The 14,142-nt window shown below is 71.6% G+C and carries 13 protein-coding genes; 1 reads left to right on the forward strand and 12 read right to left on the reverse strand.

All coding sequences use genetic code 11. The annotated features are described in order from the left end of the window. Window positions 1–84: 84 nt before the first annotated feature. The 5 genes from ACZ4VK_RS25885 to ACZ4VK_RS25905 all read right to left on the reverse strand — a co-directional run bounded on the left by ACZ4VK_RS25885 (window position 85) and on the right by ACZ4VK_RS25905 (window position 5,618). The gene (locus ACZ4VK_RS25885; RefSeq protein ID WP_468356490.1) at window positions 85–393 is read right to left on the reverse strand and encodes a replication initiation protein, RepL2; all 309 of its coding nucleotides are present in this window, start codon (window positions 391–393) and stop codon (window positions 85–87) included. Continuing rightward, window positions 390–863, reverse strand: a complete 474-nt coding sequence (locus tag ACZ4VK_RS25890; protein WP_468356493.1) for a MarR family transcriptional regulator — start codon at window positions 861–863, stop codon at window positions 390–392. The genes ACZ4VK_RS25885 and ACZ4VK_RS25890 overlap by 4 nt, the downstream gene beginning before the upstream one ends. A 1,016-nt stretch (window positions 864–1,879) precedes the next feature. Further along, complete coding sequence (locus tag ACZ4VK_RS25895; protein WP_468356496.1) at window positions 1,880–2,404, reverse strand: hypothetical protein; 525 nt, start codon at window positions 2,402–2,404, stop codon at window positions 1,880–1,882. 295 nt (window positions 2,405–2,699) lie between these two features. After that, window positions 2,700–4,433: an immunity 49 family protein gene (locus ACZ4VK_RS25900; RefSeq protein ID WP_468357260.1), complete on the reverse strand. Its 1,734-nt coding sequence runs from the start codon at window positions 4,431–4,433 to the stop codon at window positions 2,700–2,702. Between the two features lie 147 nt (window positions 4,434–4,580). Then, entirely contained in the window at window positions 4,581–5,618 is a 1,038-nt protein-coding gene (locus tag ACZ4VK_RS25905) for a competence protein CoiA family protein (RefSeq protein ID WP_468356499.1), read from the reverse strand. Window positions 5,619–5,810: 192 nt separating this feature from the next. Between ACZ4VK_RS25905 and ACZ4VK_RS25910 the strand changes: the two genes are divergently transcribed. Next, window positions 5,811–6,791, forward strand: coding sequence for a hypothetical protein (locus ACZ4VK_RS25910; protein ID WP_468356502.1), 981 nt, complete (start codon window positions 5,811–5,813; stop codon window positions 6,789–6,791). Window positions 6,792–6,841: 50 nt separating this feature from the next. Here the strand turns inward: ACZ4VK_RS25910 and trpA are convergent, their stop codons facing one another. From trpA to ACZ4VK_RS25945, 7 genes are all read right to left on the reverse strand, one after another. Next, window positions 6,842–7,669, reverse strand: coding sequence for a tryptophan synthase subunit alpha (trpA, locus tag ACZ4VK_RS25915; RefSeq protein WP_468356505.1), 828 nt, complete (start codon window positions 7,667–7,669; stop codon window positions 6,842–6,844). Continuing rightward, window positions 7,669–8,961 (reverse strand): ATP-grasp domain-containing protein, encoded by a 1,293-nt coding sequence (locus tag ACZ4VK_RS25920; RefSeq protein WP_468356508.1) that lies wholly within the window; start codon window positions 8,959–8,961, stop codon window positions 7,669–7,671. Before ACZ4VK_RS25920 ends, trpA begins: the two co-directional genes overlap by 1 nt. A 16-nt stretch (window positions 8,962–8,977) precedes the next feature. Then, complete coding sequence (locus ACZ4VK_RS25925; RefSeq protein WP_468356511.1) at window positions 8,978–9,895, reverse strand: GNAT family N-acetyltransferase; 918 nt, start codon at window positions 9,893–9,895, stop codon at window positions 8,978–8,980. 430 nt (window positions 9,896–10,325) lie between these two features. After that, window positions 10,326–11,090, reverse strand: a complete 765-nt coding sequence (locus tag ACZ4VK_RS25930; protein WP_468356514.1) for a glycosyltransferase family 2 protein — start codon at window positions 11,088–11,090, stop codon at window positions 10,326–10,328. 7 nt (window positions 11,091–11,097) lie between these two features. Next, on the reverse strand, window positions 11,098–11,493 hold the full coding sequence (locus ACZ4VK_RS25935) for a hypothetical protein (protein ID WP_468356517.1): 396 nt from the start codon (window positions 11,491–11,493) through the stop codon (window positions 11,098–11,100). Beyond that, window positions 11,477–12,745 carry a PTS transporter subunit EIIC gene (locus ACZ4VK_RS25940; protein ID WP_468356520.1) on the reverse strand — a complete coding sequence of 423 codons (1,269 nt, stop codon included), beginning with the start codon at window positions 12,743–12,745 and terminating at the stop codon, window positions 11,477–11,479. The genes ACZ4VK_RS25935 and ACZ4VK_RS25940 overlap by 17 nt, the downstream gene beginning before the upstream one ends. Before the next feature lie 59 nt (window positions 12,746–12,804). Beyond that, window positions 12,805–13,761 carry a competence protein CoiA family protein gene (locus tag ACZ4VK_RS25945; RefSeq protein WP_468356523.1) on the reverse strand — a complete coding sequence of 319 codons (957 nt, stop codon included), beginning with the start codon at window positions 13,759–13,761 and terminating at the stop codon, window positions 12,805–12,807. Between the last annotated feature and the right edge of the window lie 381 nt (window positions 13,762–14,142).

A 14,142-nucleotide genomic window follows, 5' to 3' on the forward strand; every position in this document is an offset into this window, starting at 1 on the left:
CTGAGGGGAAGGGCGGTTCGAGGTTGCGCCTTCTTCAGTCGCTTCCGTCGCTGCCCGCCCTGCCGGGCGGGCAGCCGGATCGGGTCAGGCCGAGCGCAGCGGGATGACGATGCGTTCTCCGGTGGCCTTCTCCCCCAGGCGGAAGATGGGGCTGTTGGAGATCCGGTCGACTTCTTCGAGCCAGCCTTCCTTGGCGAGTTGGCCTCGCACCCGGCTGAACAGGGTCGGTGTCATCCCGAGCTCACCGGCCAGGCTGGTGGCGGTCTGTTTGACGGCGCCGGTGAACTCCTTGGGCATGACGGCGTAGAGCTGCATGATGAGCCGCTGATTGGGCTTGAGGCCCTTGGTGCGCCGCAGGACTTCGCGCGCTACCGGGTCACCGTTGGTCGTCACTGGTCCCCCTTCACGAACCTGGGCCGCTGCAGTTCCCGAAGCCCGGGAATGTCCGGCGGGTTGTAGGCCCGGATCGCCTCGCGCTGCTCCACTGAGGTCAGCTGGCTCGCGAAATACGGGCTGACCTTGTAGAACCGCTGTCGGCCGAACTCATCCGCAAAGAAGAGGAGCCGTCGGCTGACCAGCTTGCGGACGATGCGGCCCAGGGCGTCGGGCGATGTCCCCGTCCGTTGGCCGATGTATGCGGTGGTCTTCATGACCGGCTCCCCCGGGCAGGGCGTGGCGCCGACGAACCACATGAGGATGCGGAACTCGCGGTCGGTCAGCCCTCCCTCCTCTTTGGGGACGGCTGCCAGTGCTTCCAGGCGTTCGTTGTCGATCGTGCTGTAGCCGCCGATGTAGCCGAAGCGCGTATGCGGTTCCCGGCCGTGGGCGCCGCTCTCCCCCGGTTGCTGCGCAGAGCGCGCCATACCGTCTCTCCGGTCTTCGGGCTACATGAACTATGAGTACATGCACACCCTAGCCCGAGTCAGGATCCCTGAACTCCCACGACATGTACTCATGGTTCATTCTTACCGTTCTGGGGAGCCGGATATCCGGACTCCAGGAGCGGGATAACACGGTCCCTGGAGCGGCATAACGCGGTTCCGAAAGCGGCATATCCGATCTTGGGAGCGGTATCGTCCAGCGAAAACTGCAGGTCAAGCCAGGTGAGGGCGTGTCCCTCTCTCTTTGCTGTACAGGAGCTGCAGAGCCAGGGGTGCTGATCCGTCAACCCGTTCAGCATTTCCATCGCGTGCCCCGGCGCGTCGCGCGCGTGTCGACCCAGCCCCGCTGTCTCCGGCCTGTAATGCTCAGCCGACGAACGCCAGCCCCTGCGGCGCCGCAGCGGCGTGGCGGCGTGCGGAGGTACGGAGCCGGGCGGCCGGCCACGGCCGAACGGCGGCCCCCGTCCCGGCATCAGCCACGCTTCCATGTCTTTGTCCGTCACGGTCCGCGCCACCCGGGACGCAGCTCCGCTGGTGCTGTCCACGGCCCGCACGCGACCACGGCGCCGCACGCGAAGCCTGCTCAGCCACCCCGCCCCGGCTCACGAACGCCAGCCCCGGCAAGACGCGCGGGGCCAGGGACGGACGTCAGCACAGGCTGTCCGACCGGCATGGCGGGACAGCCGCACGTCGGACAGGCTGGTCAGGCCTCGCTGGGCCATGGCCGCGGCCAGGTTCTTCACGAAGGCCTGTCCGAGGTGGGTACGGAGGAGCGTCGGACGTCAGGTCACCGGCCGGCCATCCTGGACGGAACCCGGCTGCCCGCGACGCAGACGGTCCTCCTTCTCGAACTCGCGCTGGACCTCACCCTGTACGCGGCGCGTCTCTTCAAGCGCCTACAGCCCCCGGCAGCCCGACTAGGCCTGGCGGCCGGAGCGTGGCGCTTCCGGCTCCAGCAGCGCCGGGTCCGGGCTGACGCGGCCGCAGCTGGGCTGGAGCTACGCCTCATCCGGCCTGTTGTCGACGGCGCTCGGCATGCCCAGCTTGGCGAGGAGTCTGGCGCGCTCTTCGGCGGTCCGCATCGGGCCCGTGTACGGCTGCTCCCTCCATGACGGCCGAGGGCCAGCACCCTCTGGCTGCGCGTACACCTCGGTGAGCTTCGCCTCAAGTTCGGCCTGCGGGTGGGGGACGCCGGCCATCGGGTCGTCGGTGTCGTAGTCGGCCGGGGCCTGCTTGACGATGACCGTCGTCTCGTACGGCTCGTCGACCCAGTCGCCATGCGGGTACCAGCCGCCCGCCAGGAGGGCGGCGATGGCCGCGGCCTTCGCCTCGTCGCGGTCGCCTCCGGACGGGACGTCGAGGGTTTCCTCCACCTCAAGGTCCGCGGTGACGTCGACTTCCCAGTAAGCCTCGGAGGCCGGGGACGGGTCGCCCTCGCCGACCCGTTCGTCGGCCTGGACAGTGAGATACATCTGCGGGCCCTCAACCCAGGTCAGATGGGCGCGGTGCTGGACGTCGGCCATGGTGGTGGTTCCCTTCGCGGCGGTACGGGGCGTGGTACGCACCCGCGCACGCGGGAGAACTCAGCTCCCGGACCGTGGGGTGAGGGAGCCGAAGGGCTGCAGCAGCCGAAATGCCGTGCAGGCGAGGCTTTTCGCTGCTCTCCCCGGGCCGCGAGGCCGCCCCGAGGCGCATCCCCTGACTCAGGGGTCTAAGTGGAAGGCGGCGCCTCGGCCTTCCACGACACAAACGCTAGCAGCCCCAGGAGCGGCGCTCAGGCGACTTCGAAGGCTTCCGGGGCGGAGCGTGGGGCGCACCCTAGAAGGGTTCAGCCGCCCGCAGGAGGTACTGCGGCAGGTAAGGGGACTCCACGCGGATGGCCCAGCCGCGGCGGCGGGCGTGGCAGGCCAGCGCGAGGACGTCGAGGTTGACGGAGACCTCGGGAGAGTCGGAGCGGTCGGCGACCTCGTAGTACGCGCGGTGGGCTTCGAGCGCGTCGGCCAGAGCGAGGTTGAAGGTCTCCTCGTCGCCCTCCACCAGCTGAGAGAGCAGCACGGTCGGCGGCATCGCGAAGCCCCAGTCCTTGGCCTTCTCGGCCTCTTGAAGCGCCCGCTGCGCGGCCGCCTCGGGATCAGTGCCCTTCAGGTAGGCGTGGAGGGCCTCGCGGTACGCGGTGAAGGCGGAGCCGTCCGGGCGGGCGAAGGTGGGGCCGGTGAGGACCAGGGGCGCGAGGTCCTCGCGCACGCCGGTGATCAGGGCGAAGGCGACGGCCATCTGCCAGTACCCGGCACCGGCTTCCCTGCCCCGTTTGGCGGGGTAGCGCAGGGTGCGCCCGCCGATGGACACCTCAACCTCGGTGTCCGGCTCCGCCAGCGCGACGCGGAACAGGGCTGCCCCCGTCTGAGAGGCCAGCCGAAGAGTGGCGAGCTGGGCGTCCGCAACGTCGCCGGGGTTTCCCGCCCGCCACTGGAACAGGCGCTGCTGGTCCTCCAGCACGCTGCCCAGATGCCAGACAGCAAGGGGCTTGCCGTCGACGGGAGCGAATGCTTCGTGGAGGTGTTCCTCGTACATGGCCTCGATCCGCGCGATCCCCTCGCGCTCACAGGCGGGCCGCTCCACCACGAGCGGGCCGGCGGCGAGCGCGGCGACCGCGTCCGGACGCCGGTTGCGGCCGAGCCCTCCGACCCGGGGGCCACGGGTCTCGAAGCCGGTGACCAGCGCGTGCGGGAGGTAGTCGGTGTGAACGGCCGGTGCCCAGCCCAGCGTCCGGTACGCGATCGCGGCAAGGGCGAGGGGCACGAGCGGGAGAAGGCTGCTCGGGGAGGCTGAGGGGCCGTGCAGGGCGCTGTGCCTGACCAGGAGCTCGGCCAGAGCGGCGTCGAAGCCCGGGCGGTCCTCGGCGGCCAGCGCCCGTAGCGTCCGCAGTGCCAGGCTGTTCGGCTGGTCTAGGAGGGGCTCGCCCGTCTCCGCCGCACGGGTACGGATCCGGTCCAGAGCCGCGTCGACGGCGGCCAGCTTGGCCTGCGTGCTCGGCGGGTACTCGCCGTCGCCGGCGTCGTCCAGGGCCACGGCCGTCAACCCCGTCGCGAGCTCACCGACGGGCGTGCCTTTCGCCTGTTCGGCGAACTTCCGCCGGGCGAAGGTGAATTCCTCGCCGTGCCACTTGGCCTTGTCCCTGAGGACCGACAGGCAGAGCGCGTCGATCCACTCCCCGGGCGTGACGCTCTCCTCGGGTGCGTCGTCACCCGGGTCGTAGCTCATGCCGAAGTTCACGTACTCCAGGAAGACGTTGAAGCTGCAGTGCGGGTGGTACGCCGCGTACGCGACGGCGCCGGCCGCGGCCTCGGAGGCGTCCTTGAGGGCGGCCTTGGCCTCCGAGGTGTCGAGTTCGGGCGTCTCGACGGACAGGGCGCCCAGGTAGTCGAGGAACTCGTCGGCGATCGACTGCCACTCGTAGGTGGTCATCCGGCCGCCCCGCGACATGGACCGCACCTGGCCCCCGATGCGGTTGGTGAAGTCCTCGCGCGCTGCCGACACAACCGCCCCGCCCACCTGGTGACGTTCTATTCGCACTGCCTGGCTCCTTGATCGATTTCTGCAACAGCCTAGGTGCGGGATCTGACAGGCCGGCGACTGCTGTGCCCGGGCCCGGGCCGCGCCGCGCCGCCGCCCGGGAGCCCTCGGGCCAGGGACGGGGCGTCAGCACAGTAGGTGGCGGCCGTGGGGGACGAGGTTGGGGTGGAGAGGCTTGTCGCAGACCTCGCATTGCGGCTTGGGTGGCTTGGGTGTCGGAGCTGTGGTTGCTGTGGGCCGAGGACGGCGCTGCGCGGACCGGCCGGGAAGACGTGGTGCCTGACGGTCGGACCGGCCTTGGCGAGCGAAGCGCTCCAGCGCAGCGCGGCCTGCTTCGTTGGCACGCTGGCGAGCGAGTTCCCCGATCTTGCGGTGAGCCTCGCGTAGCTGCTCCTGGAGCGCCTGGGGCAGCGAGGCGCCGCGCCGGTCAAGACCAAGGTCTTGCAGCGGGAAGCTCGTCTTCTCCGTGGCGTCCAGCGCGCAGGGCGGATGGTGCGGGGCGAAGACCGCGAAGTCGGGGAGGCGCCACCACTGGTAGGGGCGTACATGGGGCCGGGCGACCAGCGTGGTGACCTGAGGGGTGGAGGGGTCGAGGAACCACACGGGCAGCCCCTCGGCGAGGACCGCATGTGGCACCTGGAGGCCGGGCCGCCAGAACCAGGCGTCTTGGATGTTCTGGGCGGCGTAGTCGTGATGCCGGGCCTGGAACTGACCGTCCGTGAGCAGTTCCTTCTGTACTTCCAGGGCTATGCGGCTGCCGTCGGTGAGAGTGACCAGCACGTCGGCGCGACGTTCACGCCGGGGCGTCCACTGTTCGATCTGAACGGCCTCGACGCCGGGCACGTCGTGGGCCCACCGTGCCAGGACGTGCTTGGAGTTCAGATGCCACACGCTCTCGGGGTGGTGTCCCGCGACGGGGGCCTGACCGGGCGGGTGAGCGAAGTGCGTGCGGACCTGCCCTCCAAGGCGGCCCCGGACCACGAGCGGGATCCGGGTGCCATGGGGAGCGTCGATGCCGCGGAAGCAGTAGCAGCAGATGAGGGTGGAGTCGCCGTACGGATAGCCGCGGGTGCGCCAGTACTGCGCCGGCTGTTCTGAGACGTGGACCTCGCGGCCGGTGTGCAGGTCGAAGCCGACCACCAGCAGTTCCGTGTTGCCGTCCACCCGCCCTCCCCTGTGGGATGCACCTGACCATCCCTGCCGAGCATGAAAGGCGCGCGCACGCCGCCGCCGTGGCCTCCCGTCCCACGGTCGGATATCTGCCGGCCTTCCTGCCCGGCGGGCCGTCCCGGCCTGCCACGCCCGGGCGGCGGGCAGCGCCCGGGCGGCTGCGCTCTCCCGTGGCAGCGTGCCCGCATGTCCGAGGATCTCCAGGCCCGCGAAGAGGAGCTTGTCCGGCTCCTGGCGGCCACCCGCCGTGCGGTGGCCGACGGAGCTGGGCAAAAAGAAGTCCAGGCGCTGCGCGACGAGTCCGAGCGAGCCTTCAACCAGTGGAGGATCGAGACGTCCCTCGCACTGCACCGGACTGTCGAGCAACCTGCCCCCCGCACCGAGCGGGCCGTCGAGTCCGGCAGTCAGGCACCGCGCACCGTACGGGAGAAGGTGTATGCCGCGCTGCTCGTTCTCGGTACACCGGCCAGCCCCACCCTTCTCTCCCAGGCCTACGGGGCGTTCCATGATGACGATCTGGCCGTGGGCAGCCTGCGGTCGCTGCGCGAGGGCGAGCGCAATTCCCACCAGGTCTCGCAGCGGCCCTACTTCGTGTGTCCCGTGCTGACCAGCGACCTGCAGGCGGCGAAGGGGTACTACGCCTTGAGTACCTGGCCGTTGGAGCAGCGGATCACGACCCCCCACAGCGCACAGCTGTGGCAGCTGCAGGCAGTGGCGAACGTCGCGGCCACGGTGCAGTCGGACCTCGATTCAGGTCAGGGTGTCTCGCAGCCCGCGCTGCAGTTTCTCCACACGATGGCGGCCGCCGCCGGGCTGTACAGCGGCAGACCGGAGACGCTTGAGGCCCAGGCACACCGGCGCATGGCGCCCCTGCGTGCCGACCACCAGGCCTACAGCACCGAGGTGGCGGGGCGGGCGCAGGCGCTGCCCGAAGCGGGTCAGCTCTTCGGGAAGGGGGCGGTGCGTCTGAACCACGCCCAGACCGCAGCACTGTGGGGGCTTACCCGCGAATCGGCTGAGCGTGTGAAGGCGATGGACGCCGACCGGCCGGCCCCGGCCGCCGCAGCGTCCCCGGTGGCCGGACCGCTTATCCCGGAACAAGCAACCGTGCGGCACAACGCTGATCCTTCCCCTCAGCAGGGACGAGCGGGCGCTGTCACGCGATGACCGACGGTCTGCGGGGGACGGCGGACGGCGGCTGCGCGTAGGGGCGCCGGTCAGGCCGCGGCCACGGCCGGAAGACGCAGAGCCTGTCGGAGTTCACCCGCAAGTTGGGCGGCTGCGGCAATGCCCGCACGTCCCGGGTTGTCCCGTACGGCCCGGATGAACGCGGAGCCCACGATGGCCGCGTCTGCGAACTGTCGGAGACGGGCGGCTTGCTCGGGCCGTGAGACACCGATCCCGGCACCAACCGGCAGGCTGGTCAGTGTCCGTAGCCGGTGGACGAAGGACGGCAGTGACGCGCTCAAGGAGCCAGTTGTGCCGGTGACTCCGGAAGTGGCCGGGGCATAGAGCATGCCCCCTGCGGCCGCCGCGATGCGACGTAGCCGCTCGTCACTGGCCGTTGGCGCGACGACGAAGACCGTGTGCAGTCCGACCCGGCGTGCTTCGGCGAGCCAGGGGGCGGCCTCGTCGATGTTCAGATCGGGCAGGATCACTCCTGCCGCGCCGGCCGCGGCGAGTTCCTCCGCCGCACGCCGCAGGCCGTAGCGGTACAGGGGCTGGTAGTAACCCATCACCAGCACGTGCGTGACGGGCGCGAGGGAGCGGACGGTCTCCATGAGGTGGCGGACGGTGAACCCGGCGGCCAGCGCCTGGGCCCCGGCCTCCTGGATGACGGGACCGTCCATCATCGGATCGGTGTAAGGCCAACCCACCTCCACGACGTCTGACGCGAGGGCAAGTTGGTGCAGGAGATCCAAGCTGGTGGCACGGTCGGGGTACCCGGCCGGAAGGTAGGCGGCCAGCAGCGGGCCGCGAGCGCGGAAGGCGGCGTCGAGCGCCAGTGCCGCGCGGCCGGGGGCGTGCGGCGGGTGGACGGGCATCAGGCGGCGGCCCGGCCGTCTGCCTCGCCGATGGTGGCGTGGACGGTGGAGAGCGCCCGGTCCAGGTATCTGCGGCACAGAGCCGGCGTATCGGCGGTCACCACCACGTGCGCCAGGCGGGCGGTGTCACCGTCGGCCGGGGCGGCGAGGCTGACTCCGGGCTGCTGCTCGAGCACGGCCCGATCGCACCAGATGCGGGCGGGCAGAGTGCGGTCCACGGTCAACGACCCCAGCTCTCCGGCGGTGTGGGGGTAACGGAAGCCGATCGCGGCCGCGCGCAAATGGCCGGGGCGCAGGTCGGGCACGAGCCCCATGGCCAGGTCGGCGGCGGCGGCCACCAGATCGATGCCCGTGGCGAGACGGACCAAGTGCGGGATCAGGTCGTCGGCCAGGCATGGCGTGACGGTGGTGACCTTCGGCCCGGAGGCGGTCAGCCGTACCGTGACGTGGGAGACGCCGTGGGTGATGCCGAGCGCCTCAAGAGCCTCGACCGCGGTCGCCTCGGCTGCGTCGGTGACCGGGGAGCGCAAGGCGGGCGCGACGAGCCGGTCGGTGACCTCGAAGGCCTCACCCCGCTGGGTGTGAGTGATGGCTGCCACGACATGGCGGCCGGGGACGGAGACCACTTCGACGCCGACCTCGGGGCCGTGGTGGTACTCCTCGGCGAGCAGGCCCGCGCTCTCGGTGCCGTGGCGGGCGGCGACCCGCGCGGTGAACGCGTAGGCGGCATCGAGCTGTTCGCGCCCGCCCACCCGGACCGCGCCCACGCGGCCGCTGCCGCTTCCCGCGATGGCGGGCTTGAGGACGAGGGGATAGCCGAGGTGCTCTGCGGCGATCCGGAGCTGGCCGATCTCGCCGACCGGGACCCAGCGAGCCGAGGCCACTCCATGGGCGTCGAACACGGCGTGGGCCGCCGCCTGGTGGCGGCTGGCGCGTACGGCCGCCGGATCCAGTCCTGCGGTTCCGAGCAGCTGGGCTATGGCCGCGGCGGGGGCGGTGGCAGCCGGGTTCCAGGTGAGCACTCCCCCGATGTCGTGGGCGGCCGCCAGGCTGCTGGCGGCGGCGTTCAGCGCGGCGGTGTCTCCGAGGTCGCTCACCTGGTGGTCGGTCAGGAAGGGCTGTTGCCAGGTGGGGACGGTGTCGTCGATGAGGAGGATGCGGTAGCGGGCGGCCAGGGACTTGAGCGCGTCCTGCCGGTAGTGCCTCTCCCCCGTGCCGATCAGGAGCAGGGCCGGGGCGCCCTCGGGGGCGCCCTCGGGGGTGGCCTCGGGGGTGGCCTCGTGTGCGGTCATGTGCACTTCCTCGGGGTCAGGGGCGGCCGAAGGCGTCGAGCGCGGTGTTCAGTTCCCGCAGGCTGCTGATGACCCGGGGGTGGGGGGTGGTGAGGTAGACGGCCGTGGTCAGCGGGACGGGGGTGAAGCCCATCCGGCGCTTGAACTGGTAGTGGCCGCGTCCGGCGTCCAGGACGCGGGCGCCGGTGGCGGCGGCGTGGCGGATGCTCTCGGCCAGCAGCCATCCCAGGGTGTGGTCCCCGCGTCGGCCGTGCGCGACGGTCTCGGCCCACAGGTAGAGCGTGGTGCCGTGGCGGAATCCCAGGAAGGCGCCGGCGAGGGTGCCGTCGGCTTCCTCGGCCAGCAGGGCGAGGGCGCCGGGGATGCGGGGCAGGGCGGTGAGCATCGCCAGGCTGTAGAGGGTGGGGCGGCTCTGCCTTCGGGTCTCGTCCTGGTGCAGGGCGTGGATGGCGGGCAGGACCGGTGGGAGCGCGGCACCGGTCACCGTGCGCAGGACCAGTCCGGCGTCGGTGCCGCGGCTGTGCTGCCGCTGGAGTTCGGCGCGGGCCTGGCTGGTGGGGATGCGGGCGGTGAACTCCGCGAGACCGGCGCCGATCGGGGTGCGGTGGGCGTAGAAGAGGCGTGCCTGGGCGTCGGGGGGCCGGATCCGTGTCCACTGCTCCAGCTCGACGGGTGCCAGGTTGGGCACAAGAAGGGCCTGGGCCTCGCATTCCTGGGCGAGTTGGCGGCCTCGGTCCACGGCCTCGGCCAGGACCAGGGCGGAGGCCCCGGGCAGTCCGCCGTACTGGCTGTAGAGGCTGGGCGCGTACACCACGGGGCCGGAGAACACGGGGGTGCGGCGGTGGGTGTCGCTCTCCAGGGCCTTCCACAGCGGGCTGCTGTCGGAGAGCTGGTAGGAGAGCCGGTGGGTGCGCTGGCCGTCAGAGAGCAGCAAGTGCCGGTGCGCCAACACTGATTCGACCTGTGGGCTCTGCCAGGCCGCTGCCCACTGTCGGCTGTGGAAGGGGGTGATGGCGGGCCGGTCCTCGGGCAACGAGGCGATAGTGCGATGCCAACGGGCGCGGACGAGGGAGGACGGCGAGGCGACGGTCATCAGAGCTCTCTCGGGCGATGGGGCGTGGGGCGGGTGGGCCGGAGGAGGTGCCCGTCTCCTCCGGCCACCCGCCAGTGCGCTCGCGTCAGGTCGGGGCGCGCAGCCAGTCTGAGGAGCGGGCCCGGGCCGGGGCGAGGCATCTGGCCGAGGGGGGCTCTCTGCTCCCGCCTGGCGGTGGACTTGTTGGCCTTGGTCCCGTCAGGCGGGAGGCACGGGACCGTTCGGCGCCCTCATCCGGCTCCGCCTCAGCAGCGGCGAGCTCGCGGGAAGCTTACGAAACCCCGGCTCTCACCAACCGGTGGTCCTCCAGGTGGGCGCGCAGTTGCCGACCGCTCTGCCAGGCGAACTGCCGTGCGGCTCCCTCCAATCGATCATGGTGCGGGGAGCGAGTCATCTGCTCTCCGTGCTGGCGGTAGTGGTACGTCACCACCGGCAGCAGTGCGCCGGCGCTGAGCGCGGTCAGCGCGCAGACGTAGATGAAGTCCTCGCCCTGCGGCAGACCGCCGTGTCCGCAGGCGGCCTGCACGAGCTCACGGCGGGCGATCATCTGGGTCTGCCCGAGCGGGATGGTGTCCTGAGGGGTCGGCCAGTACGTCCACACCGCTCCGGCTTCGTGGATGCCGGGCGGCGTGGGGCATCGCCAAACACGGGTCGAACCGTCGGGGAAAAGGTCGGCCGACCAACCTGCCACCCAGCCCAGGTCGTGTTCGAGGGCGTAGTCGTGGCGCACCGCGAAGGCCTCTGCGGTGAAGGCGTCGTCATCGTCGGCGTACTGGATCCAGTCGCCTTCGGCCAGGTTGAGCGCAAGATTTCTGGCGCCGGCGGCACCGACCTTGGGCAGCTCCAGGATCTTCACACGCCGGTCCCTGACCAGGGACCGGGGCACCCGGTCTGGATCTGCTCCGTCGAGCGCCAGGACGAGCTCCCACTCGACCGTCTGGGCAGCGAGGCTCGCGTGGAAGAGCTCCAGGTAGGGCAGCCGGTTGGGCAGCAGGCGGGTGGGGGTGATGACGCTGATCTGTGGGGTGCGGGACACGGCGGGGTCAGCTCCAGGTCAGAGGGCGGGATGGGGTGAGGACGACGGTCTTCAGGGGCGGCCGGGGCGCGCCGGGGCGGGTGGACCAGTCGCCGATGAGGGCCGAGGGCCGCAGCGCGATCACCCGCAGGTGGGTGGGGAGCTGGTCGGCGAAGGCGGCGAGCTGCTCCTCGGTGATGTCCGGCGGGCAGTCGAGGGATGCGGCGGCCAGCCGGTGCGGTGCCATGTTCTCGTCGGCGGCTGGGCCGCACCAGCGCAGCGAGAGCGTCTCGCCCGCCCCTCGGGTGCGGCGCGGCAGCCCGGGGCCGGGGGCGTGCCAGCCGCCGGGGGCGAGCACGAGGACCGGGAAGATGGCGCCGAGCCCGTAGTGGGCGGCCTGGACCGGCCTATGCAGGAGTGGCATGGGGAGCTGGTTCTTTCGGGTCGGGGGCCGAGGGGGTGCGGCCGGGCGTGGCCAGGTCGAATCGGGTGATCGCGAAGCGGAAGAGGGAGTAGTAGATGACGGCGTAGACGGCGCCCACGACCAGCAGCAGGACGGGCCGGGTGGAGATGGACCAGTTGAAGCCGAGGTCGAGCAGACCAGCGGAGAACAGGAATCCGGCGTGCACGCCAAGGAAGTTGGTGATGGCCAGGCTCAGGCCGGTCAGGATCGCGTGGGCGAGGTAGAGCCGCACTGCGGTGAACGCGAAGCTCAGCTCCAACGGTTCGGTGATCCCGAAGGCTGCCGACAGCAGCGCGCCGGACAGCAGCAGCGAGGCGGTCGCTTTGCGGTCACGGGGAGTCGAGTGCCACATCGCCAGTGCGGCGGCGGGTAGCCCGAAGATCGCTACGGGGAAGAAGCCCGACATGAACAGGCCCGCCTGTGGGTCGTGGGCCGTGAAGAAGCAGGGGATGTCGCCGGTGACCCCTCCCTGACACCGGCCGGCGACGTAATAGACCAGGGTGTTGGGGATGTGGTGCAGGCCCAGCGGCAGAAGTGCGCGGTTGACGAACCCGAATAGGCCCCCGCCCAGGACGCTGTTGGCGGATATCGCCTCGGCGAAGCCGGTCAGGCCGCGGTCCACCCAGGGGTAGACGAGGCCGAGCAGAGCCCCGCCGGTCAGGGCTGCGGCGAGGATGACTGCGTACCCGACGAAGGCAGGCAGGCGGCGTCGGTCGACCGCCCACCTCCACACGGCAACGGCCAGCAGTCCGGCGAGGATGCCGGTCAGTGCGCCGTAGGGCCAGCGGGCGGGGGCCATGCTCGCTGCCGCCGGGCCATCCAGCGGATGCCACACCAGTACGGTGCGCGCGATCACCAGGTAGCTGATGACAGCGGCGAGGACCGGACCCGCGGCTTCGGAGGCGGACCGGCCGCGGGCGGTGCCCAATGCAATGCCGGCGGCGAACAGCAACGGCAGGAAGTCCATGACCGCGCCGCCCGCCGCCGAGAGCATGGCCGCCACCCGGTGCCAGGAGTCGAAACGGCCGAGCAGGTCGTCCTGGCCCAGGCGCAGCAGCAGACCGGCTGCGGGCATGGCGGCGATCGGCAGCGCCAGCCCCTGGCCCATGCGGCGCAGCCGCCCGCCCCCGGAGGGGTCCTCAGTGTCCGTGCCCGCCGAGCGCGGTGGCGTCCTTCTGTCCGGGAACTGGCTCGGTGCGGTCGCGGTCGGCACGCCCGGAGGCTCCTTCGCAGACAGGGGGAACAGGCGGGAGGGGAAAGGGCTCTGGCGGGTCACAGGATGACGAGCTGGGCGGCCTTGGGGGCGGTGCGCCGGAGGGTGAAGTACTCCTCGGGCGAGCCGACCAGCACCGGGACGGTGCTCAGCGCACTGTTCCAGTCGATCTTGCTGGGTAGCGGGCGCACCACGGCGGTGACCTCGGGCAGCGTGCGGCCGGGCGGGCGGCGGCTGGGGGTGACCACGAGACCGCCGGCCATCCAGTCGGCGCTCGCCGTCTCGATGTGGCAGACCACGCCGGTGTGCTGGTGGCCCCAGCGGCGGGCGGCCTCCAGCAGCCGTCCCAGAGGGGCGGCGGTCCGCCCGTCCGGGCGCGGGGTGTAGGGGTTCGAGGCGCGGGCGGCCTCGGTGAGGGCGCCGTCGGTGGCGGCCAGTGTCCGCAGGTGTTCTGCTTCGGCGCGCACGTCTTGGCCGCGAGCCCAGCCGGTGAAGCGGTGGCCCGGCAGTTCGGCCTGGACGGTGGTGTGGACCAGGCGGCCGGTCAGCAGGTCCGCCAGCAGGGCGGGCACGGGGACCGGTTCGGGTGGCGCCCAGGTGCAGTGAACGCCGTGGTCCCAGTCCGGTCCGCAGGGGCATGCCTGCCGCGTCAGTGTCTGCACGGCGGCGGGCGCGGTCCACGGGGCGCCCGGGTGAGTTGGGGGCGCAACGCGTACTGCGGGCACCATCGTCAGCCACGGCGGATCCTGCGCGTCAGGGGTGAACCACACGATGTTCAGCCCGCGTTGGTGCGCGTGCGCGGTCCGCTCGCGGATCTCCTGGCCGCGGGCCGCGAGCGGGGGGATCTGCAAGACGGTGCGGCGCCCGTTCGAGGATGTCACCAGGACGTCGGCGGTCCAGTTCGTCCCGGGCAGGGGAGCATCGGGCTCGGCTCGATGTCCGGTGTCGCGAGCGGCGTCGACAAGGGAGTCGGCCAGAGTGCGGTGAAGGTGCGTAAGGGTGGCGGGGGGAGTCATCGAGATCGCCTCCGGTCAGTGGGCGCCGGTGACGTGCAGCCGCCCAGGACCAGGACGAGCCCGGTTGCGGCAGCCGCCGTCCCGATGTGCAGACGTCGGGTGGGAGAAGGGCGCGCTGGCATGATCGGGGGCTCCTTGGTCCATGTTCTGGAAGCGGCTCGCTCCACCCTGATCACGCACGTTCGGCCCGCGACAATGCCCGCTGGCCAGGCGCTTTGCCCGCTCCCGCCCTGCGGGAGGAAACCCCTGCACGGGGCCCGCGGGGCGGGCCCGCTGTCGTCCGTGTCCCACGGCCGTGCCGTCCCTCGTGCGGCCCGGCGGCTCGTGCGCCCCCGAGGTCAGCCCGGTCGTGAAGAGGCTGGCCACAAGATCGGTGGTGGA

This window comes from Streptomyces sp. NPDC028711, from assembly GCF_055565415.1.

Bases quoted from the DNA above. Each gene is read 5' to 3' on its own strand.
- trpA (WP_468356505.1), bottom strand. From the start codon at position 7,669: ATGCCCGTCCACCCGCCGCACGCCCCCGGCCGCGCGGCACTGGCGCTC.
- ACZ4VK_RS25895 (WP_468356496.1), bottom strand. From the start codon at position 2,404: ATGGCCGACGTCCAGCACCGCGCCCATCTGACCTGGGTTGAGGGCCCG.
- ACZ4VK_RS25935 (WP_468356517.1), bottom strand. From the start codon at position 11,493: ATGCCACTCCTGCATAGGCCGGTCCAGGCCGCCCACTACGGGCTCGGC.
- ACZ4VK_RS25890 (WP_468356493.1), bottom strand. From the start codon at position 863: ATGGCGCGCTCTGCGCAGCAACCGGGGGAGAGCGGCGCCCACGGCCGG.
- ACZ4VK_RS25910 (WP_468356502.1), top strand. From the start codon at position 5,811: ATGTCCGAGGATCTCCAGGCCCGCGAAGAGGAGCTTGTCCGGCTCCTG.
- ACZ4VK_RS25945 (WP_468356523.1), bottom strand. From the start codon at position 13,761: ATGACTCCCCCCGCCACCCTTACGCACCTTCACCGCACTCTGGCCGAC.
- ACZ4VK_RS25920 (WP_468356508.1), bottom strand. From the start codon at position 8,961: ATGACCGCACACGAGGCCACCCCCGAGGCCACCCCCGAGGGCGCCCCC.